The 25918-nt window shown below is 67.3% G+C and carries 25 protein-coding genes; 8 read left to right on the forward strand and 17 right to left on the reverse strand.

Features of this window, described 5'->3' with window-relative positions; all coding sequences use genetic code 11:
• Positions 1-51 precede the first annotated feature (51 nt).
• The 3 genes from VG566_RS00815 to pip all read right to left on the reverse strand — a co-directional run bounded on the left by VG566_RS00815 (position 52) and on the right by pip (position 2210).
• A complete protein-coding gene (locus VG566_RS00815) occupies positions 52-351 on the reverse strand; it encodes a hypothetical protein (RefSeq protein ID WP_005413574.1) in 300 nt (99 codons plus the stop codon).
• A gap of 293 nt (positions 352-644) precedes the next feature.
• Complete coding sequence (locus VG566_RS00820; protein WP_164111325.1) at positions 645-944, reverse strand: hypothetical protein; 300 nt, start codon at positions 942-944, stop codon at positions 645-647.
• A gap of 318 nt (positions 945-1262) precedes the next feature.
• The gene (pip, locus tag VG566_RS00825) at positions 1263-2210 is read right to left on the reverse strand and encodes a prolyl aminopeptidase (protein ID WP_241883925.1); all 948 of its coding nucleotides are present in this window, start codon (positions 2208-2210) and stop codon (positions 1263-1265) included.
• Between the two features lie 114 nt (positions 2211-2324).
• On the opposite strand from pip, the gene VG566_RS00830 reads away from it, so the two are divergent.
• Entirely contained in the window at positions 2325-2990 is a 666-nt protein-coding gene (locus VG566_RS00830) for a TraX family protein (protein ID WP_241883924.1), read from the forward strand.
• 463 nt (positions 2991-3453) lie between these two features.
• Positions 3454-3810, forward strand: a complete 357-nt coding sequence (locus VG566_RS00835) for a hypothetical protein (protein WP_032962681.1) — start codon at positions 3454-3456, stop codon at positions 3808-3810.
• A gap of 132 nt (positions 3811-3942) precedes the next feature.
• Here the strand turns inward: VG566_RS00835 and VG566_RS00840 are convergent, their stop codons facing one another.
• Positions 3943-6138: a TonB-dependent siderophore receptor gene (locus VG566_RS00840; RefSeq protein ID WP_241883923.1), complete on the reverse strand. Its 2196-nt coding sequence runs from the start codon at positions 6136-6138 to the stop codon at positions 3943-3945.
• A 228-nt stretch (positions 6139-6366) separates the two neighbouring features.
• On the opposite strand from VG566_RS00840, the gene VG566_RS00845 reads away from it, so the two are divergent.
• Both VG566_RS00845 and VG566_RS00850 read left to right on the forward strand, forming a co-directional pair.
• The gene (locus tag VG566_RS00845) at positions 6367-6951 is read left to right on the forward strand and encodes a TetR/AcrR family transcriptional regulator (protein ID WP_014647283.1); all 585 of its coding nucleotides are present in this window, start codon (positions 6367-6369) and stop codon (positions 6949-6951) included.
• A 77-nt stretch (positions 6952-7028) separates the two neighbouring features.
• The gene (locus VG566_RS00850) at positions 7029-8117 is read left to right on the forward strand and encodes a DNA glycosylase AlkZ-like family protein (RefSeq protein WP_049406620.1); all 1089 of its coding nucleotides are present in this window, start codon (positions 7029-7031) and stop codon (positions 8115-8117) included.
• 924 nt (positions 8118-9041) lie between these two features.
• Here the strand turns inward: VG566_RS00850 and VG566_RS00855 are convergent.
• The 4 genes from VG566_RS00855 to VG566_RS00870 form a co-directional block, all read right to left on the reverse strand.
• On the reverse strand, positions 9042-9968 hold the full coding sequence (locus VG566_RS00855) for an ABC transporter six-transmembrane domain-containing protein (protein ID WP_241883922.1): 927 nt from the start codon (positions 9966-9968) through the stop codon (positions 9042-9044).
• Positions 9969-10158: 190 nt separating this feature from the next.
• Complete coding sequence (locus VG566_RS00860) at positions 10159-11235, reverse strand: ATP-binding protein (RefSeq protein WP_032962724.1); 1077 nt, start codon at positions 11233-11235, stop codon at positions 10159-10161.
• 3 nt (positions 11236-11238) lie between these two features.
• Positions 11239-11955 (reverse strand): response regulator, encoded by a 717-nt coding sequence (locus VG566_RS00865; protein ID WP_046430903.1) that lies wholly within the window; start codon positions 11953-11955, stop codon positions 11239-11241.
• A gap of 53 nt (positions 11956-12008) precedes the next feature.
• A complete protein-coding gene (locus VG566_RS00870) occupies positions 12009-12575 on the reverse strand; it encodes a hypothetical protein (protein ID WP_241883921.1) in 567 nt (188 codons plus the stop codon).
• A gap of 237 nt (positions 12576-12812) precedes the next feature.
• On the opposite strand from VG566_RS00870, the gene VG566_RS00875 reads away from it, so the two are divergent.
• Positions 12813-13994 carry an efflux RND transporter periplasmic adaptor subunit gene (locus tag VG566_RS00875; protein ID WP_241883920.1) on the forward strand — a complete coding sequence of 394 codons (1182 nt, stop codon included), beginning with the start codon at positions 12813-12815 and terminating at the stop codon, positions 13992-13994.
• A gap of 2 nt (positions 13995-13996) precedes the next feature.
• Positions 13997-15940 (forward strand): MacB family efflux pump subunit, encoded by a 1944-nt coding sequence (locus VG566_RS00880; RefSeq protein WP_241883919.1) that lies wholly within the window; start codon positions 13997-13999, stop codon positions 15938-15940.
• A 116-nt stretch (positions 15941-16056) separates the two neighbouring features.
• On the opposite strand, the gene VG566_RS00885 is transcribed toward VG566_RS00880, so the two are convergent.
• The 3 genes from VG566_RS00885 to VG566_RS00895 all read right to left on the reverse strand — a co-directional run bounded on the left by VG566_RS00885 (position 16057) and on the right by VG566_RS00895 (position 18008).
• Positions 16057-16650 carry a mechanosensitive ion channel domain-containing protein gene (locus VG566_RS00885; RefSeq protein WP_014647275.1) on the reverse strand — a complete coding sequence of 198 codons (594 nt, stop codon included), beginning with the start codon at positions 16648-16650 and terminating at the stop codon, positions 16057-16059.
• Between the two features lie 6 nt (positions 16651-16656).
• On the reverse strand, positions 16657-17523 hold the full coding sequence (locus VG566_RS00890) for a glucose 1-dehydrogenase (RefSeq protein WP_012480369.1): 867 nt from the start codon (positions 17521-17523) through the stop codon (positions 16657-16659).
• Positions 17524-17624: 101 nt separating this feature from the next.
• Complete coding sequence (locus tag VG566_RS00895; RefSeq protein WP_014647273.1) at positions 17625-18008, reverse strand: sensory rhodopsin transducer; 384 nt, start codon at positions 18006-18008, stop codon at positions 17625-17627.
• Between the two features lie 59 nt (positions 18009-18067).
• On the opposite strand from VG566_RS00895, the gene VG566_RS00900 reads away from it, so the two are divergent.
• Positions 18068-19054: a TIGR03885 family FMN-dependent LLM class oxidoreductase gene (locus tag VG566_RS00900; protein WP_423172688.1), complete on the forward strand. Its 987-nt coding sequence runs from the start codon at positions 18068-18070 to the stop codon at positions 19052-19054.
• Here the strand turns inward: VG566_RS00900 and VG566_RS00905 are convergent.
• The gene (locus VG566_RS00905; RefSeq protein ID WP_241883917.1) at positions 19024-20610 is read right to left on the reverse strand and encodes an alpha-amylase family glycosyl hydrolase; all 1587 of its coding nucleotides are present in this window, start codon (positions 20608-20610) and stop codon (positions 19024-19026) included. The genes VG566_RS00900 and VG566_RS00905 overlap by 31 nt on opposite strands.
• A gap of 159 nt (positions 20611-20769) precedes the next feature.
• Between VG566_RS00905 and xth the strand changes: the two genes are divergently transcribed.
• Positions 20770-21561 carry an exodeoxyribonuclease III gene (gene xth / locus VG566_RS00910; protein WP_241883916.1) on the forward strand — a complete coding sequence of 264 codons (792 nt, stop codon included), beginning with the start codon at positions 20770-20772 and terminating at the stop codon, positions 21559-21561.
• On the opposite strand, the gene VG566_RS00915 is transcribed toward xth, so the two are convergent.
• The 5 genes from VG566_RS00915 to VG566_RS00935 form a co-directional block, all read right to left on the reverse strand.
• Positions 21562-23280: a PAS domain S-box protein gene (locus tag VG566_RS00915; protein ID WP_164109344.1), complete on the reverse strand. Its 1719-nt coding sequence runs from the start codon at positions 23278-23280 to the stop codon at positions 21562-21564.
• A 119-nt stretch (positions 23281-23399) separates the two neighbouring features.
• Positions 23400-23594 carry a hypothetical protein gene (locus VG566_RS00920; RefSeq protein ID WP_014647268.1) on the reverse strand — a complete coding sequence of 65 codons (195 nt, stop codon included), beginning with the start codon at positions 23592-23594 and terminating at the stop codon, positions 23400-23402.
• Positions 23594-24229, reverse strand: a complete 636-nt coding sequence (locus VG566_RS00925) for a DNA-3-methyladenine glycosylase (protein WP_197557060.1) — start codon at positions 24227-24229, stop codon at positions 23594-23596. Before VG566_RS00925 ends, VG566_RS00920 begins: the two co-directional genes overlap by 1 nt.
• Positions 24230-24301: 72 nt before the next feature.
• Positions 24302-25261 carry a cation diffusion facilitator family transporter gene (locus tag VG566_RS00930; protein ID WP_053495012.1) on the reverse strand — a complete coding sequence of 320 codons (960 nt, stop codon included), beginning with the start codon at positions 25259-25261 and terminating at the stop codon, positions 24302-24304.
• A gap of 69 nt (positions 25262-25330) precedes the next feature.
• A complete protein-coding gene (locus tag VG566_RS00935) occupies positions 25331-25915 on the reverse strand; it encodes an AprI/Inh family metalloprotease inhibitor (protein ID WP_241883915.1) in 585 nt (194 codons plus the stop codon).
• Between the last annotated feature and the right edge of the window lie 3 nt (positions 25916-25918).

Below are 25918 nucleotides of genomic sequence, written 5' to 3' on the forward strand. Positions count from 1 at the left end.
GAATGTCAGAGCCGGCCGCAGCCGGAACACGAACGGAATGGGTGAGACAGATCAGGCGTGGCGCATGGCCAGCACCGCCGGCGACCACGGCTGCATGTGCAGGCGCTGGCTGCCGCCGATGCATAGCGGCTTCATCGCATCGCGCAGCGGGTAGGGCAGATGGCGCAGCACGGTGATGCGCTCGCTGATCGGCAGCAGCGACAGCGCGTCAGCCACCACGCGCGGCGAACCGAGCGACAGCGAACGGGCGAACATGACCGGGCCGTGCTGCAGCAGCTGGCTGCGCAGGGCGGCAACATCGCGCTCGCCAATCAGGCGGCGCAGGGTGATGTAGAGGATCTTGTAGGACATGGGGGTGATCTCCAGGCAGGCGGCGCCTGGCGATCCCCCGTCACTCAGGCAGGCAGGGACCGGCGGGCAGGCGCCAGGAACAGGCAACAAGCGGTCATCCGGGGCGCGGTGCGCCCGGCAGGGTCGGGGTCCATCTGCGTCTCCATGAGGGGAGGGTGCCAGCCAGGGTTGCCCTGGCCAGTGGCGCTATTGTCCGCCCCTGAATGGGGCAGGCCTAGAGGCCCGTGGGTTAGCCCGGCTATACCTTGGTATAGCCGGGCACCCGTAGCGCCAATCGAGGGTTCAGTGATGGATCAATGCGAAGCGCTGGTCTGCTTGCACACGTCGTACTCGCCACGGGTCAACGTCTTGTCACGGTCGGTATCGCAGGCGTGCAGTCGTTCGGCCCAGTCCGGCGCCACTGCATCGACTTCCGCCAGGGTGACAATGCCGTCCTTGTCCTTGTCCAGCGACTCATACGGCGGTATCAGCTTCACTTCGGTGACGTCCTCGGCGGCGGTGGCCTTGCTCGCCTCCTGGGTCTTGGAACAGGCGCCCAGCAGCAGGCCGGCACAAAGCGAGAGTGCAATGGGGAGGTAGCGATAACCGATCATGGCGTGCTCCTGAAAAAAGGGCTGACCACCTGTGCGATGGTCACGGCCGGATCTTCCGCGCGGGGCTGTAAGTGGGCTGCGAAGAATGGGGCCCATGGACAGCTGCCAGTGGGCCGCCATTTGCCGGGCTGCGCAACGGGGATTGCGCGCGGACGCCTTGGGGAGTCGGCTCGACGGATGTGGCACGGTAGAGTCGACCGTTCGTCGACTTTCGCGCGCAGCGCGGGGTTTTCAGCTTCCTGCAAAGAGCAGTCGACTGACAGTCGACTCTACCTTCCTACGGTGGAATGCCGGCCAGCGGCCGGCACTACCGTCCCTTCAGAACCGGTCGGCAAAGGCATCCGTCGCCCGCACCAGCGCATCGACCGTGGCCGGCTCGTTGGCGCTGTGGCCGGAGGTCACCATCTCCAGCCGGGCTTCCGGCCACGCCTTCGCCAGGTCCCACGCGCTGCGCGGCGGGCAGATGATGTCGTAGCGCCCCTGCACGATCACGCCGGGCAGGTGGCGGATGCGATCGATGTTGCGCAGCAGCTGGTCCGGTTCCAGGAAGACGCCGTTGCGGAAGTAGTGGGCTTCAATACGGGCCTTGGCCAGGGTATCCAGCGGATCATCGGTGGATTCGGCATCCACGTCGTGCTGCAGGGTGGCCGCATTGTCTTCCCAGCCCAACCAGGCCTGCGCGGCTTCGATGCGGGTTGATTGATCCGGGCCATCCATGCGCGCCCAGTAGGCCGCGATCATGTCGCCACGCTCGGCTTCCGGGATATAAGCCTCGTAGCGGTCCCAGCGCTCCGGGAAGATCCAGCGCGCACCGCCATCGGCCTCGGCGAACCAGCGGTTCTCGATCTCACGACCGAGGAACACGCCACGCAGGATCAGGCCGGTGGCGCGTTCGGGATGTGCCTGCGCGTAGGCCAGCGACAGCGTGGAGCCCCACGAGCCGCCATAGACCAGCCAGCGCTCGATGCCCAGGTGCTCACGCACCTTTTCGATGTCCGCCACCAGGTCCTGCGTAGTGTTGTCGCGCAGCTCGCCGAACGGCGTGGAGCGGCCGCTGCCGCGCTGGTCGATCAACACGATGCGGTAGCGCGCCGGGTCGAAGAAGCGCCGATGGGTCGGCGAGATACCGGCGCCCGGGCCACCGTGCAGGTACACCACCGGAATGCCCTCCGGCGTGCCGCACTCTTCGATTTGCAGCGTGTGCAGATCGCTCACCGGCAGGGTGAATTCGCGGTAGGGATCGATGGCCGGGTACAGGGTGCGCATGACGGGTGTCTCACAAGCAGGGGCGGCCAGCATAGCGCCGCCACCGGCGGCTTGCAGCAGCGGGCTCCTGCGCGGCGCTGGAAATGCGCTGGCCGATGCGCATAAGCTTCCGCGATGCAAGCGACCACGACCGGGACGTCCACGTTCAACCTCACCCTCGGCAGCGGCGCGCGGGAGCTGCTGAAGTGGATCGCGCTGTTGGCCATGACCGGCGACCACATGGCCAAGGTGGTGTTCGGGGGCTACGTGCCGGTGGTCAGCGAACTGGGGCGTATCGCCTTCCCGCTGTTCGCGCTGGTGATGGCCTGCAACCTGGCCCAGGCGGGCGCCGACCTGCGCAAATCGATCCGCCGGCTCGCGCTATGGGGGCTGATCGCGCAGCCGTTGCACGCCTCTGCGTTCGGTTCCTGGCTGCCGCTCAACATCCTGCTCACCTTCACTTTGGCGGCGGTGGCCGTGCATGCGCTTGCGAACAATCGGCCTGTGCTGCTGTTGCTGGCTGCCGGTGTGCTGCCGATGTTCGTGGACTACCAGTGGGCCGGCGTTGGCGCCGTGCTGCTGGCCTGGATCGCGTTCCGGCATCGGGCGTGGTGGCCGCTGCTGGTCGCGCTTGCGGCGGTGTGCTGGGCCAACCACAACGGCTGGGCGGTGCTGGCCGTTCCGGTGGTGCTGCTGGCCGCGCGGGTGCCGTGGCAGCTGCCGCGCTGGCGCTGGCTGTTCTACGGCTACTACGTGGGGCATCTGGCGGTGCTGGCGTTGATTGCCCATCTGCTTGTGTAATGTCGGAACTGGCGTGTCGCGCGTCTTGAAAGCCGGATGCGGTCAAGGAACGCGTGGTGCCGATGCGGGTGGGGAACGCCGCCGTTGGCGTGGCGCAAGTTGTTGAATCTTCGGCTCGATTGTCGATATGCGACAATGCGGCCACTGCGTGAACGTTGCTGTCTTTGCACTTGGGTTGTTGGCGCCTGCCACCCCGTTGTGCACATGATGGGGTGCCACCGAAAAAGGGTGGCCGGGGCCTGGAAACCCCGTTGAGTAAGTGCTGTTTACGCTTGCCAGCCGGCGTCGCCTTGCGCGGCGTCGGCTGGCATTCCGTTCGCGTTCCATGGCGGGCGGTGCGTGGAGGTGGGCGCAAGCCCACCGCCCGGGTATAGCACTGACTCACGGGATTTCCAGCCACGCACCGTCCGCCGCCTTGATTGTTAAGGGTGGTGGTCCCGCATGCCTTGCACGGAGACCTGCCATGAACGCATCGGAGTTTCCCCATCAGCGCGCCCCGGCCAATGCCGATGAGGGGCACGACATCCCGCCCGATCCCAACAACCTGACGGCCCTGCTGCATCGCATCGGGTTGGGCGCGGCTGCCGACGGCCAGCCCTGGCCCGAGCGCCATCAGCTGCCGGGCCGGTGCCTGGCGTTGGCCGACGCCGACGGTGCACTGGCCGGGCTGCGTATCGTGCAGGAGATCCTGCTGGCGGCCGAACGCGCCCGCCAGAATGGCGGCCCGGAACAGTACGTGGGCGATCGCGTAATGGAAGGGCTGAAGCTGGCGGCATTGGCGTTGACCAGCCACGCCATCTATCGCCTGCATCCGGAATGACACGTAGATCCACGCCATGCGTGGATGCCGTTCGCGGATTGCCCGACGTCCTGTAGAGCCGAGCCTATGCTCGGCTCAGCGGACGAAACGGAGCCGAGCATAGGCTCGGCTCTACAGGAGATCCATGCCGGCTCAGAAATCCATGGTTGCCGACACCAGCACTGTCCTCGGTGCACCCAGCGCCAGGCTCGACAACAACGGCATGCCCCAGTAAGCCTTGTTGGTCACGTTGTTTACCGTGGCCCGCAGTGCAAGGGGCCGTCCTGCGATCGTCGTGCTGTAGCGCGCGCCCACGTCGAACAACGTCCGCCCCGGCACGGACAGGTTGTTGTCGGCACTGATGTACTGCTTCGACATCGCCGTGGCATTGCCGGTCAAGGTGAGGCCCTGCAAGGTCGGCACATCCCATTCCACGCCCAGCTTGGCCTGCCGCTGCGCCACGGCGGTGGCGATGCGTCCTTCATTCACGCCGCCGGCCGTGCGGGTCAGCTTCGGCTGCACATAGGCCACGCCACCGAGCAGGCGCACGCCGTCCATCGGTGCGCCGAAGAAGCCCCATTCCACGCCGCGATTACGTTGCTCGCCGCCAAACGAGAAGATATTCGTGACCGGGTCGGTGTAGCTGCTCGGTCGCTTGATCTCGTACACGCTGAAGGTGTGCGCGAAGCTGCCCAGGTCCAGCTTCAGGCCCAGCTCCTTCTGCCTGGTGCGGAACGGTGCGAACACATCGCCGGCATTGGCGGCGGTCATCGGCGCGGTGGCGCCCTGGCTGAGGCCTTCGATGTAGTTGGTGTAGAGGGCGATCGTGTCGGTGGCTTTCACCAGCAGGGCCGCTGCCGGCGTGGTGGCGCTCTCGTCGTAGCGCGAGGTGCGTGCACCCGTGGACACGTTGAAGGTCTCGCTGACCACCTGCTGGCGGCGCACGCCCAGCGTCAGCTGCACGCGGTCATCGGCGAAGGCGAGGGTGTCGGCGAAGCCGAGGCTGTCCAGCTTCAGCTCGGTATGCGAGATGTGCGGTGCCATGAACGGCGCCGCCGGGCCCCACACTGGGTTGTACACATTGGTGGTCCAGTCCCAGCCGGGTACGCTGCGGCGACCGTAGTCGTTCTGGGTGTGCTGGTAGTGGGTCACGTTGGCGGCCCACTGGTGGCCGACGCTGCCGGTGTGGAACGAACCGCGCAGGCCGGCATCTGCGGACTGCTTCTTGATATCGAAGGCGAGCTGGCCGATCACCGTGGTGAAGTCGCCGGCTGGATTGAGGATCTGCGCGCTGATCGAACCGTTGTAGCGGTAGTCGGTCCTGCTGGTGCCGTACGCGAGGTAGGCCATCAGGCTATCGTTGACATCCAGCTCGCCGCGCACCATCGCGCCCTTGTCCTGGCTGTCCACGTAGGCCCAATCCGGGTTGATCAGCGTATCCCCGCGTGGCGGGCGTGGAATGGCCACACCCGGTGCCAGGCCGACGCCACGAGCCGGGCCGTCAACGCGGTCGTCGGCGCTGTAAAGATCGGCCGACAGCCGCATACGTTCGCCGCGCCAGTCCAGTGCCAGCGAACCGAGCTGTACCTTCTTGCGCTGCTTGCCGACGGCGCCGTCACGATCACGGTAGGCACCGTTGAAGCGGATGCCGAACTGCCTGTCGGCGCCGAGGCGACGGCCCATATCCACGTGAGTGCCGAACTGCGCATCGGAGGCGAAGTTGGCACTGACCCGCAGCAGCGGTTGCTCGCTTGCGCGCTTGGGCACCAGGTTGACGCTGCCACCGACCGAGCCGCCCGGCGGCATGCCGTTGAGCAGCGCAGACGGTCCCTTCAGCACCTCGATGCGCTCGAACATTTCCGGCGAGGTGCGGTAGTAGGGCGCCATGCCGCTGAGGCCATTGAACGTGGTGTCGCTGGTGTTGGACGCAAAGCCGCGGATCGCGTAGTTCTCACTCCAGGCACCGGTGACGCCGTTGCTGAACACCGTGGGGTCGGTGGCGGCAATGACGTCGGTCAGGTCCTTGGCCTGGCGATCGCGGATGAAGGACTCGGTGTAGCTGACCGTACTGAACGGCGTGTCCATGAAGTCCTTGTCACCGAGCAGGCCGACGCGGCTGCCGGCGGCCACCTGGCCGCCCGCATAGTCTGCAGTGACCCGGCGCTGTTCCTGCACCTGCACCGAGGGCAGCGTGGACGGTGCGGTGTCGGCCTGCGCGGCAAACGAGGCCAGCAGCCCCAGCGCGAGGGCTGACATCCGGTAGCGCATGGGCATGCCCGGCGGATGCATCAGGCCGGAGGATGCGGCCGCAGCGCGAAGCTGCGCAGAAGTGAAGTTGTAAACGGTCATGCCAGAGTCCTGTGAATCGCAGGCGCGAGCGCGCCTGGCGCGCTGCCGACGGCAAGCACGGGGAGAGGGCGCAGCGCAGGGTTGTTGGCTGGGTGGGGACCTGGCGGGAGGTGAGCCATGGGCTCGGTTACGGGTGCGCGGCGGACGCATTCCGAATTAGTTGAGTAAAGTAAACTAAATCAATCGAAGCGGACAAGAGGGTCCCTTTGCTGGCACCCTCAGCAGGGTATGAGCACCCACCCCGATCCAACGGCGCCGACCCGTGGCCGCCCACCCACCATCACCCCGGAGCGCCTGGCCGACATCGGCATCCGCCTGGGCCTGCCCAACCTGACCATGGCCAACGTAGCCGCCGAACTGGCGGTAACCCAGGCAGCGCTGTACAAGCGCGTGGCGAACCTGGAGGCGTTGAAGCGCCTGGTGGCGGAGGCGGTGTTCCAGCGCTGGCAGATTCCGCGCGCGTCGGTCGACGCACCGGGTGGGCTGGAGGCCTATCTGATGGGGTTCGTGGAGTCGCTGTGCGAAGTGGTGAAGGCGCATCCCGGGCTACCGCCCTACCTGCTGCGGCGCACGGTGGCGACCGCGCCGATGCTGGAAAAGATCGCCTCGCACCAGGCGCACGTGGCCGAGGTGTTCGGCCTGCCGGTGGACAAGGCGCGCTGGCTGCTGGCCACGATCGCGTTCTACTGCATCGCCGGTGCCGACACCATCTACGCGATTGCGGATGACGAGGAGGGGCAGGTGATCACCGAGTTCAAGCAGGGCATGCGGGCGTTGGTGATCGGTTCGCTGGAGGTATCGCGGCTTCGGTAGATCCACGCCTTGCGTGGGTGCCGTTGCACGGTTCGCCACGGCCCCATCTACGGATGGCGTGGATCTACAATGCGGCCATGCCTGCCACGCCTACTCTCGATGATCTTCGCCGCTACGCGGTCGCGCGCACCCTGTTCAAGCCGACCACGCTGCTGACAGCGATCCGGCGGCTGGGCTTCGTGCAGGCCGACCCGATCCGCGCACCGGCACGCGCACAGGACCTGACCTTGCGCCACCGGGTGAAGGACTACCGCGCGGGCGATCTTGAGCGCCGCTACACGCGTCTGCCGGTGGAAGAGGATTGCTTGGTGAACTACGGCTTCCTGCCGCGCGAGCATCTGGCGCTGATGCACCCACGGGTATCCAAGCGCGAGTGGGATGCCGAGACCCATCGCCGTGCGGCCGACGTGCTGGCCTTTGTGCGCGAGCGTGGCAGCGTGCACCCGCGCGAGGTCGACCAGGCGTTCGCGCATGGGCGGGTGACCAACTACTGGGGCGGCACCAGCAACGCAAGCACGCATCTGCTGGATGGCATGCACTACCGTGGCCTGCTGCGCGTGCAGCGGCGCGACAGCGGTACGCGCATCTACGCGGTGGCCGATCATGCCGAGCCCGATTCCAGCGAACAGGCGCAGATCGAACGTGCCGCCGCCCTGATTGATCTGGTAGTGCGCAAGTACGCGCCGCTGCCTTCGGCCAGCCTGACCTATCTGGTGCGCCTGCTGGGCTATGGCGCGCCGCACCTGGCCGAGCAGACCCGCAAGGCATTGGCGCTGGCCAAGCAGCAGCTGGCCAGCTGCACGTTGGAGGGCACCACCTGGTACTGGCCGGCAGACGAAAATCCGCGCTCGCGCCGCCATGCGCCGGACGAACAGGTGCGCCTGCTGGCGCCGTTCGACCCGGTGGTGTGGGACCGCCGCCGCTTCGAGCTGTTGTGGGATTGGGTGTACAAGTTCGAGGCGTACACGCCTGCACCGAAACGCCAGTACGGCTACTACGCACTGCCGGTGTTGTGGCATGAGCAGGTGGTGGGCTGGGCCAACTTGAGCGTGCGCGAGGGTGAGTTGGTGTCGAGCGTGGGCTATGCCGGCAAGTCGCTGGCCCGCGACAAGGTATTTCGTGGCGCGCTGGACGACGAGCTGCAGCGCATGGCGGAGTTCCTGTAGCGCCAAGCGGCGCATGGGTATCTATCGATCCCGGTAGCCGCCAACCTGGGTTGGCGCTGGCTTCCATCGGTGCCCACCAAGGTGGGCAGCTACCAGGGCAACACCGCTCAGGCCTGGTAGCCGCCAACCTTGGTTGGCGCTGGCTTCCGTCGGTGCCCACCAAGGTGGGCAGCTACCAGAGCAACACCGCTCAGGCCTGGTAGCCGCCAACCTTGGTTGGCGCTGCTCTCGTCGGTGCCCACCAAGGTGGGCAGCTACCAGAGCAACACCGCTCAGGCCTGGTAGCCGCCAACCTTGGTTGGCGCTGCTCTCGTCGGTGCCCACCAAGGTGGGCAGCTACCAGAGCAACGCCGCTCAGGCCCGGCAGCCGCCAACCTTGGTGGGCGCTGGCTTCCATCGGTGCCCACCAGGGTGGGCAGCTACCAGAGCAACACTGCTCAGGCCTGGTAGCCGCCAACCTTGGTGGGCGCTGGCTTCCATCGGTGCCCACCAAGGTGGGCAGCTACCAGAGCAACGCTGCTCAGGCCCGGTAGCCGCCCACCTGGGTTGGCGCTGGCTTCCATCGGTGCCCACCAAGGTGGGCAGCTACCAGAGCAACACCGCTCAGGCCTGGTAGCGGCCAACCTGGGTTGGCGCTGGCTCCCGTCGGTGCCCACCAAGGTGGGCAACTACCAGAGCAATACCGCTCAGGCCTGGTAGCGGCCAACCTGGGTTGGCGCTGGCTCCCGTCGGTGCCCACCAAGGTGGGCAACTACCAGAGCAACACCGCTCAGGCCTGGTAGCCGCCAACCGTGGTTGGCGCTGGCTTCCGTCGGTGCCCACCAGGGTGGGCAGCTACCAGGGCAACACTGCTCAGGCCTGGTAGCCGCCAACCTGGGTTGGCGCTGGCTTCCGTCGGTGCCCACCAAGGTGGGCAGCGACCGGTCAAGCGGCGCCCTTGTGGTCCGCATCGTCCATGCCGGGGCTGACGCGGCGGCCGATATCCTTCAGCCGCGCAAGCTGATCCACCATTGACGGCGCATCGTCCAGGCTGCCGACGAAGGTCCACAGGTAGGTCATCACCGCGTAGACGTGGCCCGGTGTAACGCCTTCACTGGTGGCAAGGCGACCGATGGTCAGCGCGAACAATGCCGCGGCAGCCAGGCCGATCACCACATAGGCGCCGGCCTCGCGGTCGGACAGCAGGATGCGCAGGCGCGACAGCGTGGTGTAGTGGCGGCGCAGCACCCAGGGGCTGACCCGGTCGACCAGCCGGATTTCGTGTTCCAGGCGGTTGTTCAGTCGGCCGTGCAACTGCTCGTTGCGGCGTGCGAACGAGGGCAGCACCAGCAGGGCGCCGAGCAGGGTGGCCAGGCCAGCGGCACCGACCATCGGCTCGATCGCCAGCAGCATGGCCACTGCACCGAACATCGATGCCAGCGCGGTGGCGATGATCGGCACGTGCTTTTCAAAGAAGTCGACGAACTCGCGGGCCAGCACCACGCGTGCCGCCGAAGTGGACGTCGCCTGGCCCAACCGGCGCTGCGCCTGCACCACGCTCACTGCCAGATCGGCATAGATGCGGGTGAAGGTGCGCGTATCCACCGCCCGACGGGCGGCACCCACCAGCCAGAACAGCAGTACCACGCCGGCATAGGAGATGGCATGGCCGATGTTGCCGCTGATGATCGCGTCTACCGCGAAGCCTGCGAACAACGGATAGGCCAGCAGCAGGGTGTTCTCCAGCGCCACCAGCGAGAACGTGCCGGTCAGCTGCCAGGGGTAGGTGCGCAGGATCGCCTTGAGCGTGGCGGCCGCATTCTGCTGGCCGATGCTGCCGGCGGCGGCCGTTGGATCGTGGGGGTGTTTCATGGGATGCCTGGGGGGTTCGGGGACAGGGCAGGGGACGGATGCCTGCCATCTGCCGGGTCGCGCCCAGTATCTGCAGCCCTTTGGAGCGGGCATGGAGGGATGATGGAGATTGCGTGGAGAAATCGGCGGCGTTCAGCCACGCGCGTGGTGCCCACCAAGGTGGGCCGCTACCAGGGCAGCGTCTACCGCCTCAACGGCGCACGTGCACCGGCCAGCGGATCTCGAACGAACTGCCGCCACGCTCGGTAGCTCGGCACTGCGCCGTTCCGTGATGTGCCACGGCAATCGCACGCACGACCGCCAGGCCGAGACCTGAGCCCCCACTCTGCCGTGAGCGCGACACATCGGTGCGCTGGAAGGCTTCGAAAATGCTGTCGCGCAGGTCGTCCGGCACGCCGGGGCCACCATCTTCCACGGCCACCGCGCAGTGCCCCTCAGCGAGGGTGACGCGCACCCGCAGCGGGCAGGGGATGGCATGGCGACGGGCGTTCTCCAGCAATGCCAGCACCGCCTGGCGGATGCGGGCCGGATCGCAGTCCGCCAGCGACGGCCGCGCGTCCAGGCTCACCGAGAAGCCACTTTCGGTCAGCGCCTCGGACATCGCCTCCACCACCGCCGCCACCTGCACGCTGACGTCGCTGCGTTGCAGGCGTAAATCCAGGTGGCCACTCTCGGCCAGGCTGACCACGCGCAGGTCCTCGATGATGCGGGTCAGTCCCTCCAGCTGGGTGAGCATGCTGTTGAACTGCTCGGGGCCCGGCTCGAATACACCTTCGGCGATGCCTTGCAGGCGGCCACGCAGGATGGTCATCGGCGTGCGCAGTTCGTGTGCGATGGCCGCGTTCCAGAACACGCGGTTCTCGGACATCCGGCTGAGCCGCTCGGCCATGGAATTGAAGTCGTTGACCAGCGTGGCGGCCTCGGCCATCGAGGTGTCGCCGCCGCGTGCGCGCGCCTCCAGGTCACCGCTGGCCACGCGACGCAGGCTTGCGGCCACCGAATTCAACGGGGTGATGATGCGCCGGGTCAGGCGAGACGCGATCAGGGTGGCCAACGCCACCACCACGGTGGCGGTCAGGCCGATCCACAGCCACTCCAGCCCGGAGGGCATCATGGACTTCGGCTCGTCATACCAGCGCGGATAGAACACCTCCAGCAGGTAGTAGAACAGGTAGAAGCCGCTGATCGACAGCACCGTCGAACACAGCGAGGCCACGGTGATCGACAGGCTGATCTGGCGGCCGATGCTCTTGCCTTTGGGGTTCATCATTCAGTCCAGGAAGCGGTAGCCGACGCCACGGATGGTGGCGGGAATGCCGATCACGCCGACATCCTCGAGCTTGCGCCGCAGCTTGCTGACATGGCTGTCGACGGTGCGCTCCTGCGCATCGCCCTCGGGCAGGCAGGCGTGCAGCAGGTCCACCCGCGCATGCACCTGGCGCGGCGCGCGCGCCATGTGCACCAACAGCCGGAATTCGGTGAGGGTGAAGTTCAGTGCGTGCACCTGCTCGCCGTTGCGGACCGTCACTTCGTGGCTGCGCAGGTCGATCTCGAATGGGCCTTGGCGGATCAGCCCGGTGGGTTCTTCGGCCACGCTGCGGGCACTGCGGCGCAGCACGGCCTGGATGCGCGCAACGATCTCAGCGGGATTGAATGGTTTGGCCACGTAGTCGTCAGCGCCCACGCGCAGGCCGGTCAGCTTGTCCACGTCCTGGTCGAGCGCGGTGAGCATGATCACCGGCGTGTTGCCGCGACGCCGCAGTTCGCTCAGCACCTGCCAGCCATCCAGCTTGGGCATCTGCACATCCAGCAGCACCAGGTCCGGGCGCAGCTGGCGGTGGCTGGCAAGCGCCGCCTCGCCGTCGGCGGCGCGTGCGCTGCGCAGGCCCGAACGGGCCAGGTAGGCACCGAGGATGTCGGCGATCTCGCTCTCATCTTCGGCAATCAGCACCAAGGGGGGCTGTCGGTTACGGGGTTCGTATTTCATGGCGTACGGCGGGTTCGAGGCCAGGGCGGGCAGGGGCCGGATAAGGGGCAGGGTCATCGTCGGCGTTCCCTGGCCTGCGCCTCTTCGTTGGCCGCCCAGGCCAGCGTGGCCAGCACCAGCGTGCGCTGCAGGCTGGGGTCCACCGAACCCGCGCTGCGCAGCTGCTGCAGCGTCAGGGTAGACACCGCGGCAGGCAGCGCGTTCCAGCGCGAGGCCATGGGGGTGGCGTTCACCCGGGCCTGCAGCCGCGAGGCCATGCCCACGATGGCGCGCAGGCGCACTGCCAGCAGGGCGGCGATCACGGCGGTGGCGGGCGCAAGCAGCAGATGCAGGTTGACGTTGGCGGCCGGAGGTGTTGCCGACCAGAACGCCAGGCCGATCAAGGCCAGCGATGCGAGCGACCCGGAGCGGCGGGTGCGTCCGGGCCCGTCACTGCGGAACCCCAGCAGGGCGGCGGCCCCGAAGCCGGCCAGCAACGGCAGTAGCGGATACGGTGCGACCCACATCCATGTGCTGGTCGATGCCAGCACCAGTGCGATCAACCACGGCGAAGGCGCACACCACGCCAGGTAGGCACGGCGCACATCGATGGGTGGCAGGTCCGGGTAGGAAAGGGGCACGGCGGGCTGGCAGTCGGCGAGGCCGCCGAGGCTAGCGACCGTTGATGGAGACTTGGTCGAGATTGTGTCGAGATTGCGTGGAGCCGCGCCATGGATTCAGCGGCCGACGCGGTGCCTGAACGGCGGTCGCGTCTCCATCCAATCTCCACAGCCGCTCCAAGAAACATCCACCTGGGGCTTCCAGACTGCGGCCCTGGCGGTCGCACCGGGCGACTGCACGCACCCCCGGAAGTTTCGATGAACAACCGCAGGACCTGGATCATTGCCGCAACGCTGGCCGTTCTTGCCGGCGGCGGTTGCTGGTGGGCGTTTGCCGAAGGCGAGGATGCCGCGTTGATCACCGCACCGGCAAGGGTCGCCCGTCTGGAGAAGACCGTGCAGGCGGTCGGCCGGGTCAATCCGAAAGAACTGGTGGCCGTGGGCGCGCAGGTCTCCGGGCAGGTCACGCGCCTGCATGTGGTGCTGGGCCAGCACGTGCAGGCCGGCGACCTGATTGCCGAAGTGGATTCACAACCGCAGCGCATTGCCCTGCGCAGTGCCGAAGCCGCCGCCAACGCGCTGCGTGCGCAACATGCGGCCAGCCAGGCGCGCTACCGCCAGGCCCTTCGCACGTACGATCGCCAATCGCAGCTGGTGGCGTCGCGGCTGGTCTCGCAGGAAGGCTTCGAAGCGGCACGTGTGGCGCGCGATGCGGCGCGCGCGGATGCCGCTGCGTTGCAGGCGCAGATCGACCAGGCGGTGACCCAGGTGGAAACCGCCCGCATCAACCTGGGCTACACGCGTATCGTGTCACCGTCCGAGGGCTACATCGTGGCCATCGTCACCAAGGCGGGGCAGACGCTGAACTCGATGCAGACCACGCCGACCATCGTGATGCTGGCACAGATGGACACGATGACGGTGCGCGCCGAGATCGCCGAGGCTGACGTGGAACTGATCGCACCCGGCCAACCGTTGTGGTTCTCGACGCTGGGACCGAGCGGGCGCCGCTATGAATCGCACCTGCAGCAGCTTGAGCCAGCGCCGTCGTCGATTGCCGACGCGGCCAGCGGCAACAGCGGCGGATCGGCGCAGACGCCGAAAGCGGTGTACTACGCGGGGCTGTTCGACGTGGCCAATCCGGGCTTGATGTTGAAGCCTTCGATGACGGTGAAAGTGACGATCCAGCTGGCACGCGTGGCCAATGCACTGCAGGTGCCGCTGACCGCCCTGGGCGAGTCCGACGACAAGAACGGCAACGGCGCAATCGTGCGGGTAGTCGATGCGAAAGGCCGCGCCCACGAGCGCGCTGTGACTACCGGCCTGCGCACCGCCACCGCCGTGCAGATCCTCTCTGGCCTGGAAGCGGGCGAGAACGTGGTGGTCGGCCAGGCGCCCAGCGGTGGCGATGCCGAACCCACCAGCCTGCTGGGGATGTGAGCATGGCTGACGCACTGCTGGAATTGAAGGGCGTATCGCGCGCCTATCGCTCGGCCGCCGGCGAGGTGGTGGTGCTGAAGGGGGTCTCGCTGCGCATCGATGCCGGCGAGTTCATCGCCATCATCGGCCCCTCGGGTTCGGGCAAGTCCACGCTGATGAACATCCTGGGCTGCCTGGATCGGCCGACCGAAGGCAGCTACCGCGTGGAGGGGGCTGCGACCGAGCAGATGTCGCCTGACCAGCTGGCGCGCCTGCGCCGCGAGCACTTCGGCTTCATCTTCCAGCGCTACAACCTGATGGAGAACCTCAGTGCCACCGAGAACGTGGCCTTGCCCGCCGTCTATGCCGGGGTGGAGGCCGATGCGCGCACCACGCGTGCCCGCCTGCTGCTGGAAACGCTCGGCCTGGGCGAGCGGACCGCGAACCGGCCCAGCCAGTTGTCCGGCGGCCAGCAGCAGCGCGTCTCCATCGCACGCTCGCTGATGAACGGCGGCGCGATCGTGCTGGCCGATGAGCCGACCGGCGCGCTGGATCATGCCAGTGGCAGGCAGGTGATGGCGGAGCTCAAGCGCCTGCATGCGCAGGGCCATACCGTGATCCTGGTCACCCACGATGCGGCGATTGCTGCCCACGCGTCACGGGTGATCGAGATCGCCGATGGGCGTGTGGTGGCGGATCGCCAGGAGCGAGGCCCTTCGGTGCGGCAGCGTTCGGACGCACCGGCGCGCACATCCACGGCGGCTACCGAGCGGCGCGCCCGTATCGATGCCGTGCGCGAGGCGACGCGCATGGCAGTGCGTTCGATGCTGGCCCATCGCCTGCGCACCCTGCTGACCATGCTCGGCATCATCATCGGCGTGGCCGCGGTGGTGACCGTGGTTGCGCTGGGCAAAGGCGCGCAGGCGCAGGTCGAGGCGCAGATAAACGAGCTGGGCGCCAGCACCCTGGAGATCTTCCCGGGCGCCGATTTCGGTGACCCGCGCTCGGCGGAGATCGAGACGCTGGTGGTAGGCGATGCCGATCACCTGGCCGCCCTGAGTTACGTGGACAGTGTCAGCCCCAACCTCAGCGGTTCGGTAGCAGCACTGCAGGGCGGCCGACGAGCCAATACGCAGGTACTGGGCGCCGGTGCCGATCTGCCGCGCGTGCGCGGGCTGCGCCTGAGGGCCGGCCGGTTCTTCACCGATGCCGAGGTGGAGGCGCATCGGGCAGTGGGCGTGGTCGACCAGAAGGCAGCGAAGGCACTGTTCGCTGGCAACCCTATCGGCAGCACGGTGCTGCTGGGCGGCATGCCGGTCGAGGTGATCGGCGTGGTGGGTGCCAATGCACTCGCCGGTGGGGCCACGCCAACCGTCTACGTTCCCTATACGTCGGCTGCCTCCCGGCTGCTGGGCAGCCAGCGCCTGGAGAGCATCACGGTGCGCGTACGCGACAACGTACCCACCAATGCCGCCGAGGCCTCGCTGGGCGCCGAGCTGGAGCGGCTGCATGGGCGTCGCGATTTCTTCATCTACAACTCGGACCAGATCCGCAAGGCGGTGATGAAATCCAGCCAGACCATGGCGGCGCTGGTTTCGGCGATCGCGGCGGTGGCGCTGGTGGTTGGCGGCGTGGGCGTGATGAACATCATGCTGGTGTCGGTGAAGGAGCGCGTGCGCGAGATCGGCGTGCGGCTGGCGGTGGGGGCGAGGCAGGGCGACATCCTGCGCCAGTTCCTGATCGAGGCGGTGCTGATCTGCCTGTTCGGTGGGGTGCTGGGCGTGTTGTCCGCGTTGGGCGTGGGGGCCTTGTCCAGTCTGCTGTCACTGGGCGTGCCCTTCCTGTTCACGCCTGGGCCGGTGCTCGCCGCGCTGGCATGTTCGTCTGCAATCGGGCTGGGTTTCGGCTACTTCCCGGCCCGCAATGCCGCGCAGCTGGACCCGATCCAGGCATTGGCAGCGGAGTAGGGTCGCCCGCTGTGGCACCTGTTGAGCCGAGCCCACGCTCGGCTGCGCTCCGTTCGGCCGCGACGCACCCTGCGCTGCGCGCAGCGAGCCGAGCATGGGCTCGGCGCTACAGCTGCTCAGCGCACCTTGCCCTTTATCGGCAGGCTGCCCGGCAGCTGCGAATAGCCGCTGTCACCCCAGTGCCGGGTGATGCGCTGGAAGAACAACGAGTTCGGCACGCGCAGCAGGCAACCGCGCGCGCCTTCGCCACGGTCACTCAGCGTGGTGTAGATCAGGTTGATGTCCACCACTTGGCCGCACAGGCCCGGCTTGTCCACGCTTTCCAGCACTTCGATCGTGTCGTTGATGCGGAACGGGCGCGTAGCCACGATCAGGAACGAACAGAACAGGTTGGACAACACGCTCCATGCAGCGAAGAACGCCACCGCACCGACCGCCATGAACCCGGTCAGCGCGGTCCACAGCACCGAGCGCGAAACGCCAAGTCGCTCCAGTATCAGCAACGCAGCCGCCAGATACAGCAGCAAAGCACCGCCGCGGCGCAGGCCCACATGAAGCTCTGGAGCCAGCCTGCCGCGCTGCCGGGCCTGCACGAGCAGCCACGCCAGTGCACGCACCATCAGCCAGGCCACCCCGAGAATGACCAGCACCTCGGCCACCGGCACCACCACCAGCAGCCAATCCGCGATCCAGGCAGGCAGTCCGGCCATGGGCGGTCACAGCGTTGCCGCGCCGCCGGAGATGGTCAGCAAGGCACCGGAGGTATAACTGGCGCTGTCCGAAGCCAGCATCACGTAGGCCGAGGCCAGTTCCGCGGGCTGCCCGGGTCGGCCGAACGGCGTCTGCGAGCCGAATTGCTCGACCTCTTCGGCGGCCATGCCTGCCGGAATGAACGGTGTCCAGATCGGGCCGGGCAGCACGGCGTTGACGCGTATCTGGTGCTCGGCCAGCAGGCCCGCCAGCCCCAGCGTCAGGTTGGCGACGGCGCCCTTGGTCGCAGAGTACGGAAGGATGTTCGGGGTCGGTCGCTTCGAATTGACCGATGCGGTGTTGATGATCGCGCCGCCACCGCGCAGGTGTGGCACGCACAACCGCGTCAGATTGAACACGGCATGGACATTGGTATCGAACGTCCGCTTCCAGTCATCCAGGGTGATGTCGTCGAAGTGCTCGTAGTAGCGCTGGTAGGCCGCGTTGTTGACCAGGATGTCGAGACCGTCCAGCTCGCTGGCCACGCGGTCGACGAGCGAGCGCGCCTGCGCCGGGTCGCTGATGTCACAGGGTACCAGCACGGCCTTGCGCCCGGCCTGTTCGATCTGCTGCTGCACATGGCGGGCGTCGTCCTGCTCGCCATCAAGAAAGGCGATGGCGACGTCGGCACCCTCGCGCGCGAAAGCGATGGCCACCGCTGCGCCGATGCCGCTGTCACCGCCGGTGATCAGTGCCTTCTTGCCCTGCAGCAGGCCATGGCCGCGGTAGCTGTCCTCGCCGTGGTCCGGCCGCGGCTGCATCTGCGCGGTCTTGCCGGGGAAGGATTGCTGCTGCGCCGGGAAGGGCGGACGTGGGTAGTCGGGCAGGGCCATCGTCACTCTCCGAAAGGGAACCTGGCGGCAGTCTCGCTCGGAGCGGGTAAACGGCCGGAGGGCGCGGTGTCGTGGCAGCGTGGACGACTGCGCACGGTGCTTCACAACGGATGGGCGATCGTGGTCATGATGCTGTTGGCCGGCTGCCGTGAATCCAGCCGCGTGTGCTGCACGATGATCGGCTGGTCGGATTCGATGAGGGTGGCGAAGCCGGTGCCGCGTGGTACCGGCGCCGGATCCTGCAGGTCGTTGAAGCGCAGGTGGCAGGTGCGTCGTGCTGGCACGGTGATCCGGTAGGGACCGACAGGATCGCGGTCCTCGAAGTAGAGGGTCAGCGTGACATGCGCGTCCTCGTTGCCCGCATTGAGGACGCAGCAGGTTTCGTGACTCTGCATCTCCGGCGACGGGCCGTTGCTCCAGGCTGGAATGTAGCCTTCGGCGATAGCCCAGCGTCGATGCCCGATGCAGGAGGTGTTCGTTTCCATGACGCCGTTTTAGCTGGAGGGGTGTTGCCATCGTGTCCAGTCCCCGCACGGAATCCGTGATGACCATCGGCTACCACGCATCGCATGAGCAGTTCCCGCCCGCCACCTTGCTGGGCCTGGCGCTGCGCGCCGAACAGGCGGGATTCGAGGCTTTGATGTGCTCGGACCATTTCCACCCGTGGACGAGCGCGCAAGGGCAGTCCGGCCACAGCTGGGTATGGGCCGGCGCGCTGGCGGTGCAGAGCGCATTGACCCTGGGCATGGTGACCTGCCCGATGCTGCGCCAGCACCCGGCATTGGTGGCACAGGCAGCGGCGACGCTGGAGCAGTTGGCGCCGGGCCGGATCTGGCTGGCGCTGGGTACCGGCGAAGCCCTGAACGAGCGCATCACCGGCCAGCCATGGCCAGCCAAGCGCGAGCGGCAGAAGGCACTGCGCGATGCGGCCGAGGTGATGCGGCGGCTGTGGGGTGGCGAGCAGGTCGACCACGACGGTGGCTTCCAGGTGCGCAAGGCACGCCTGTACAGCCGACCGGCGCTTCCCCTGCCGCTGCTGGGGGCGGCCGTCACCGAGGAAACCGCACGCTGGATGGGGGGCTGGGCCGATGGCCTGATCACCATCAGCCAACCGCTGGCGCAGTTGCGGCGTGTGGTGGCGGCGTTCGAGGAAGGCGGTGGCAGGGGCAAGCCGATGTACCTGCAGGCCAAGCTCTCCTACGCGCGCGCCGAACAGGCGGCGCTGGAAGGTGCGATGGAGCAGTGGAGTGCCAACGTGCTGTCGCCGGAACTGGCCGAAGGCCTGGACCAGCCCGAACAGTTCGAAGCACAGGCCCGATCGGTCAGCGCCGAGGTGGTGCGCCAGCACGTGCATGTCTCGGCAGACCTGGGCCAGCATCGGGCCTGGCTGCAGGAGCTGCAGGGACTGGGGTTCGATCGCATCTACCTGCACAACGTGAACCGCGAGCAGGAACGCTTCATCGACGACTTCGCCGAACACGTACTGCCTGCGCTGCGCACTCAGGCACCCTCGGCAGCCAGCCATGCATAGCCATGGCCCTGCAGGTAACAGCGGCGACCCTGCAGTTTGGCGCCGTGGCCCACCAGCGTGTTCAGCGGGCCGCGCAGGGGCACGTCCACCTCGACCGGCTCGTCGCCGAAGTTGATCAGTGCCAGTGCCTGAGGAGGTGCCTCACCGTAGCGGAGCATCAGCAGCGCAGGTGAGGGTGGGTCGAGCGTGTGAGGACCCTGCTGCAGCACGGAATGTGCATTGCGCTGCTGCAGCAGCTCGCGCACCCGCAGCAGCAGTGAACCTGGCGTCGCGCGTTGCGCCTCGACGTTCACCGTGCGGTAACCGTAGGGGCCGTCTGCCGGTGGCGCGCGCCAGGCATGCCGCGGTTCGTCGGTGAACCCAGCCCCTGGGCCGTTATGCCAGTGCATCGGCATGCGCACGGCATTGCGTTCGGGCAGTTCTAGGCAATCACCGAGGCCGATCTCTTCGCCATAGCGGATCACCGGCACCTGGCCCAGCGACAGCAGCGCCGCCCAGGCCATGGCCTGCCATGCGATGTCGCCCTCCAGCATCGGTGCCAGCCGGCGGCGGATGCCACGGCCATAGATGCGCATGCCACGCTCAGGAGCGAAGCGTTCCATCACCGCTTCGCGCTCATCCGGCTCCAGCTGCTCCAGGTCCAGTTCATCATTGTTGCGCAGCCAGGCAATGCGTGTGTCCGGCGGCGCGTGCGGGCCGTATTCGGCCATGACCCGGGCCACTTCGCTGGCATCGCCGCGTGCCAGTGCCAGGAAGAAGTGATTGTTGAGGTGGAAATCCAGCAGGTGCGAAAGCCGCCGCCCGTGGCACAGGAAGTCACCGTAGTGGGACGCGCGGACATCCGCTTCGCCGATCAGTGGCAGCCCTGGTTGCTGCGCGTCTGCCGTGGCGCGCATCGCCTCCAGCAGCCACAGCCCGTCGTCGCGCGGGTCCGCGTGGCGCGCGCGCTCGACCATGTACGGGACCGCGTCGACGCGGAAGCCGGCCACGCCGCGCTGCAGCCAGAACGTCATTACCTGCAGCAGTTCCTCGCGTACCGGCGCATGGGCCAGGTCGAGGTCTGGCTCGTGCCGGTAGAACATGTGCCGGTTGAACGCGTCGGCCTCGGCATCCCATGTCCAGACAGAGGCCTCGATCGGCGGGAACATCGGCTGCAGGCCGTCGTCAGGCATGTGGTCGCTCCACAGGTACCAGCGGCGCCAGGCCGGGTCACCCTGCTGCGCGGCGACGAACCACGGGTGCGCGCTGGCGGTGTGCTGCATCACCAGTTCGACGATGATGCCGATGCCACGTGCGTCGGCGGCATCGACCAGGCGCTGGAACGCGGCCTGGTCGCCCAGGCGTGGATCGATACGGTAGTGATCGGTGACATCGTAGCCACCATCGCGGCCGGCGTTGCAGTAGAACGGCAGCAGCCAGACATGGCTGATGCCAAGCCACTGCAGGTAGTCCAGCTTTTCCGTGATGCCATCCAGCGTGCCCCAGCCGCGGCCGTCGCTGTCGCGGAACAGGTAGGGGTCGATCTGGTAGATGGCGCGCAGCGGACGCACCGCCATGGGCTTCTCCGGCACTGTTCACGGATGACCAGCCTGCTGTCGCGCGTGGCAGCGGTTCGTGAAACGAATGGCACCGCATCATGACGTGGCATCCACGGCCCGTGCATGCCCGGGCGCGCAGAGTGAATGCTCATTCCCGGCACCGAGGAGGCTTCCTGCATGGCCCGACGCAAGACGCTTCGTATTGCCACGTTCAACGTCAACGGCATCGGCACGCGCCTGCCACAGCTGCTGGACTGGCTGCACAGGGAATCGCCGGACGTGGTTGCCCTGCAGGAACTGAAGGCGACCGACGCCGCGTTTCCGGCTGCGTCATTGGAGGAGGCTGGGTACGGTGCGCTCTGGCAAGGTGAGGCGCGCTGGAACGGCGTGGCGTTGCTGGCTCGCGGGACCACGCCGGTCGAGAGCCGCCGCCGATTGCCCGGCGAGCCCAGCGACACGCAGAGCCGCTACCTGGAGGCGGCGGTGCACGGGGTCATCGTGGGTGCCCTCTACCTGCCCAACGGCAACCCGCAGCCCGGGCCCAGGTTCGACTACAAGCTGCGCTGGATGGAGCGCCTGATCCGGCATGCGCGCAGCCTGGTCGAGCTGCCGCACCCGGCGCTGCTGCTGGGTGATTTCAACGTGATTCCCACAGACGCCGATGTCTATGATCCCAAGGCCTGGCGGCGCGATGCGCTGTTCCAGCCCGAGGTTCGCGATGCCTTCGAGCGGCTGCTCGCGCAGGGCTGGACCGATGCGCTGCGGAAGGTGCACGGCGATGCCACGATCTATACCTTCTGGGACTATTTCCGCCAGCACGCCGAGCGCGACCGTGGGCTGCGCATCGATCATCTGCTGTTGAATCCCGTACTGGCGGAGCGACTGAAGGATGCGGGCGTCGACCGTTGGGTGCGGCTGCAGGAAAAGGCCAGCGACCACGCGCCGGCTTGGGTGACGGTGCGGGCTTGATCAACGCGCGGCAGGGTCTTCGCGTCGCTCCCGACGCACGCGCGCGCGGGTCCGGTAGAGGCGGCTGTCGGCCTTCTGGATGGTGTCGGCCACGGGCTCACCGGCCGTGTTGATGGCTGCACCCATCGAGAATGCGCTGGGCGACAGCGCAGCGTGGTCCTGGTACCAGTGCTCCAGTTCGCTCAACCGGCCATCCGCGGGCGCGACCAGTACCACCATGAATTCGTCGCCGCCCAGCCGCACCACCGTCTCCTCCTTGCCCAGCGGCGAGCGCAGGAAGGTGGCGAACTCGACCAGGACGGCGTCGCCGCGGCGGTGGCCCTGGGTGTCGTTGATGTGCTTGAAGTGGTCCAGATCGAACATCACGCAGGCCCAGCGCTCATCAATCAGTTCATCCAGCCGGTGCAGGTAACGCCGGTTGTAGCACTGCGTGAGCGGATCCTTGAAGGACATTTCGCGCAGCTGCTGCTCCTGCATCCTCAGCGCGGTGACGTCCTGTGCATGCCCCAGCACGTAGGGCGGGCTGGCCTCGCTGTCGAGCACGTTGTGGTACGCCCAGTAGTGGCGCGTACCGTCGGCGGCAATCAGCTCGATCACGCCAGCGTCGGTGTGGTTTGCCTGGATCCGAGCGAGGTAGGCCTTGAAGCCCTCGCGTTTTTCCGGTGGCATCAGGTCGCACAGGCTGCGCCCGACCATCTGGCTTTCCTCGAAGCCCAGCGACTGCACCGCCGCGGGATTCACCGAGGTCAATGTCCCGTCCAGCGTGTGGGTGCAGATCAGGCCCAGGCTGTAGTGGAACAGCCGCCGGTAGCGGGTCTCGCTCGCTTCCAGCGCGTCGAGCGCGGCTCGCTCGTCCGTGATGTCCTGGATCGCCCCGACCAGACGCGGATGGCCGTCGACCTGTTGCCGGCTGCCGACCACCCGGGTCCAGATCGCGCGCCCGTCGGCGGTGGTCATTGGCAGCTGCACCTCCCAGGACGTGCCTTCGTCGATGCAACGCTGCACGGCCGCGCGGATGATGTTGCGGCTGTCTTCGCGATAGAACGACAGCGCGGTGTCGAGCGTCGGTTCAAAGTTGCTGCGCACGCCGTGCAACTGCTTGGTCTCGCGGGTCCAGCGCACTTCGTTGGTGACCAGGTCCATCTCCCAGCCGCCCACCCGGGCGGCGCGGTTGGTCCGCTCCAGGAAGTCTTCGCTGCGTTTCAGCTCGCGATGCAGCGCTTTCGCCTGGCCAACCTGCGCCATCAGGGTACTGCGCTGTTCCAGCACCTGGGTGGTGACCCGCGCCAGATGCACCATCAGTTCGCGCTGGGAGGGGGACAGCACGCCGGGCATCGGGTCGAGCAGGCACAGCGTGCCAATGCGTGCACCATGGGCCGAGCCCAGCGGGATGCCGGCGTAATGCCGGATGCGCGGCCCGGCGGTCACCAGGGGATTGGTCGAGAAGCGAGGGTCCTGGCGCGCGTCGGGTATCTCGAACAGCTCGTCGTGGCGGATCGCATGCGTGCAGAAGGAGATCTCGCGGGCCGTTCCGGTGACGCCCTCCAGCCCGATATTGGCCTTGAACCACTGCCGGTCTTCGGCCACCACGGTGATCAGCCCCATGGTCATGCCGGTCGCGGCGCGGGCGGCGGCGACGATGGCATCGAACACCGGCTCAGGGGGCGTATCCAGCAGGTGCAGTCGGTCGATTTCGAGCAGACGTTCGGCTTCGTCCATGGCGCTTTTCAGGGCTGGGTGGCGAGGGCGGTTGCGGCGGCTGGCTGGCGCTACGCTAGTGCGCACGGCGTTATGTATCGCCATGGCGGAGTGATGCCGATGTGAGGTGCCGCGCCCGCTCAGTGTTGCTGGAGCGATGCCTGCAGGGCGGTGGCCAGTGCGGCATCGCCGGATACCAGGTCCTGCCAGCGTAGCGTGATGCCCTTGCGTCGCCCCTTTTCGACCAGCTTGAGGCCTTCGGGGTCCACGGTGAGGGTATGGGGCCGGCCATCGATGTCCAATTCGCGTCGCAGTGGTTTGTCGAGCGGGGTCATCATCGTTTCCTCGCAGGGGCGGCAGTACGACGTGGCTGAATCGATACGTGACGATTGTCACGGATGTGCCAGCGCCAAGGGAAATCGACAGCGCGGGTGATGCCGATGCGTGGACCAATTACCGGGTCGGACGGAGGTGGGGTCCCATCGCTTGCGATCACGATGCCATGGCTGCCAGTCACCAGGTCGGCGCCGTCGAAACTGCGGTCCAGCCCGAATGCCTGCGAGAGCTTGCCGGGGCCGCTGGCCAGATCGTTATCCCGGCGCGCGGCGGGGCGCAACTCGTGCATGCGCTCAAGGCCCGCCAGCGGCTCGACGGCCCGCAGCAGCACCGCCACGCCTTCACCGACCTCTCCGCAGACCACGTTGCTGCCCCAGTGCATGCCGTAGGTGAAGTAGACATACAGGTGGCCGGCCTCACCGAACATGCTGGCCGTGCGCGGCGTCTGCCCGCGATAGGAGTGCGCCGCCGGATCGACGCTGCCCGCGTACGCTTCGACTTCAACGATGCGACCCGTTCGGCCATCGTCACGGACCAGAAGTTTGTTGAGCAGCTCGGGCGCAACCTCGACGGGCGGGCGCCGGTAGAAACTGCGCGGGAGGATCTGAAGAGAGGCGGGCAACCAATCCGGCACGGTAGAGGCAGGCTCGGGCAGATGTTGGTGGCACTGTGGCATTGGACTGGTGAAACGGGCGCAGACGCAGCGTCATTCCGGCGCGGGCGGTGCCGCCAGCGTGGCGCGCCGGGCGGCGTAGACCTCGGGCGTCTGCGGCTTGATGAACAGTGCCACCAGCTCCGGATACTCGCGCTTTACCGCCGTTTCGATGCGGGTGATGCAGGCTTCAATCTGTGGGGTCTGCCGATCGTCCTCGAACTCGGCGCTGAGCATGGCCACGACCTGTTCCGGTCCCATCTGCATGGTGGTCACGCCGTTCGCGCGACGCAGGTCCGGATCGGTTTCGGCCACCGCCATGATCCGCTCGGCCACCGCAGGGTGGGCAGGCTCTCCAACCAGCAAGCCCTTGGTTTCACGGGCCAGGAGGAAGGCGGTTGCGGCCAGCACGCCGGCGATGCACAGCGACGCCACACCATCAAGCACCGGCATATCCAGCACCTGCGCGGCCACCAGGCCGATCAACGCGAAGCCCAGCCCGAGCAACGCAGCGCTGTCTTCCAGCAGTACGGTGAAGGTGGAAGGATCCTTGCTGCGGCGGAAGGCTTCGAAGTAGCCCAGTCTGCCTTTGGTACGCCGGAACTCGCGCAGCGCCACCCACCAGGAGGCCCCCTCGAACAGGATGGAAATGCCCAGCACGCTGTAGCTCAACGCGTGGTTGGTAGCCGGCTCCGGCCGGCGGATGTGCTGGATGCCCTCGTACGCCGAGACGCCGGCGCCAGCGGCGAACACCAGCAGGGCGACGATGAAGCTCCAGAAGTACAGCTCGCGGCCATAGCCGAATGGATGTACCGGGTCTGGCGCCTTGCCGGCACGGCGCAGCCCGTACAGCAGCAGGAGTTCATTCAATGTGTCGACCAGCGAATGCACGCCCTCGCTGAGCATGGCCGAGCTGCCGGAGATGCCGGCAGCGATGAACTTGGCGATGGCAATGGCCAGGTTGCCCGCGAGGGCGGCATAGATGACCAGACGGGAACCGGTGGGAGCGGACATTTCGGCGGCGGGGCGGGGCGGACGCCTGATCTTCCCGATCAGCGCGTGCCCATTGCGTGCACGGCGCGATCAGTGCCCCTTGGGATTGAGGTACAAACGCGCCCCATCCGATTCACGGTAGCCCGTCCAGCGCCCACCGCCTGACGCGCGGAAGCGCCCGAACACGGTGTTGCTGGTGTCGGTGAGCAGCAGCTGGTTGCCCGACAGTACCCAACGGTTGGCCGAGAAGAAGCCATCCGGGCAGCCGGCGGGCACGTAGGCACTGTAGCCGCCGAACCACTCGATGTTCTTCAGCTCGATGGAGCAGGTGTTGCCGTTCTCCTGGCCCGGCGTCCAGCTGCCGAACAGATCGCTGTCGCGCACATCGCGGCCGCCACGGTGGCGGTCGTGGCCCCAGTCGTCGTTGTCGTCGTGGAAACCGAAGCCCACGTCGATCTCTTTGCTTTCGCTGCGTGACCCGGACTGCGAGCTCCCGCTGGTGGTGGTCTGGGTGGTCACCGCGCCACTGCTCTGGGTCTGGGTGCTGCTGGATTGCGTGGTCTGGTCGGTGTGGGTGGTCTGTTCGCCGAAGCCGAACGAGGCGTCCTGGGCCAGGGCGGGCAGGGCCAGGCAGCACAGCGCGGACAGGCAGGTACGGGCGAGCACGGCAGCCATTGC

Source organism: Stenotrophomonas sp. CASM114 (genome assembly GCF_049384325.1).
GTDB classification, from domain to species: domain Bacteria; phylum Pseudomonadota; class Gammaproteobacteria; order Xanthomonadales; family Xanthomonadaceae; genus Stenotrophomonas; species Stenotrophomonas muris.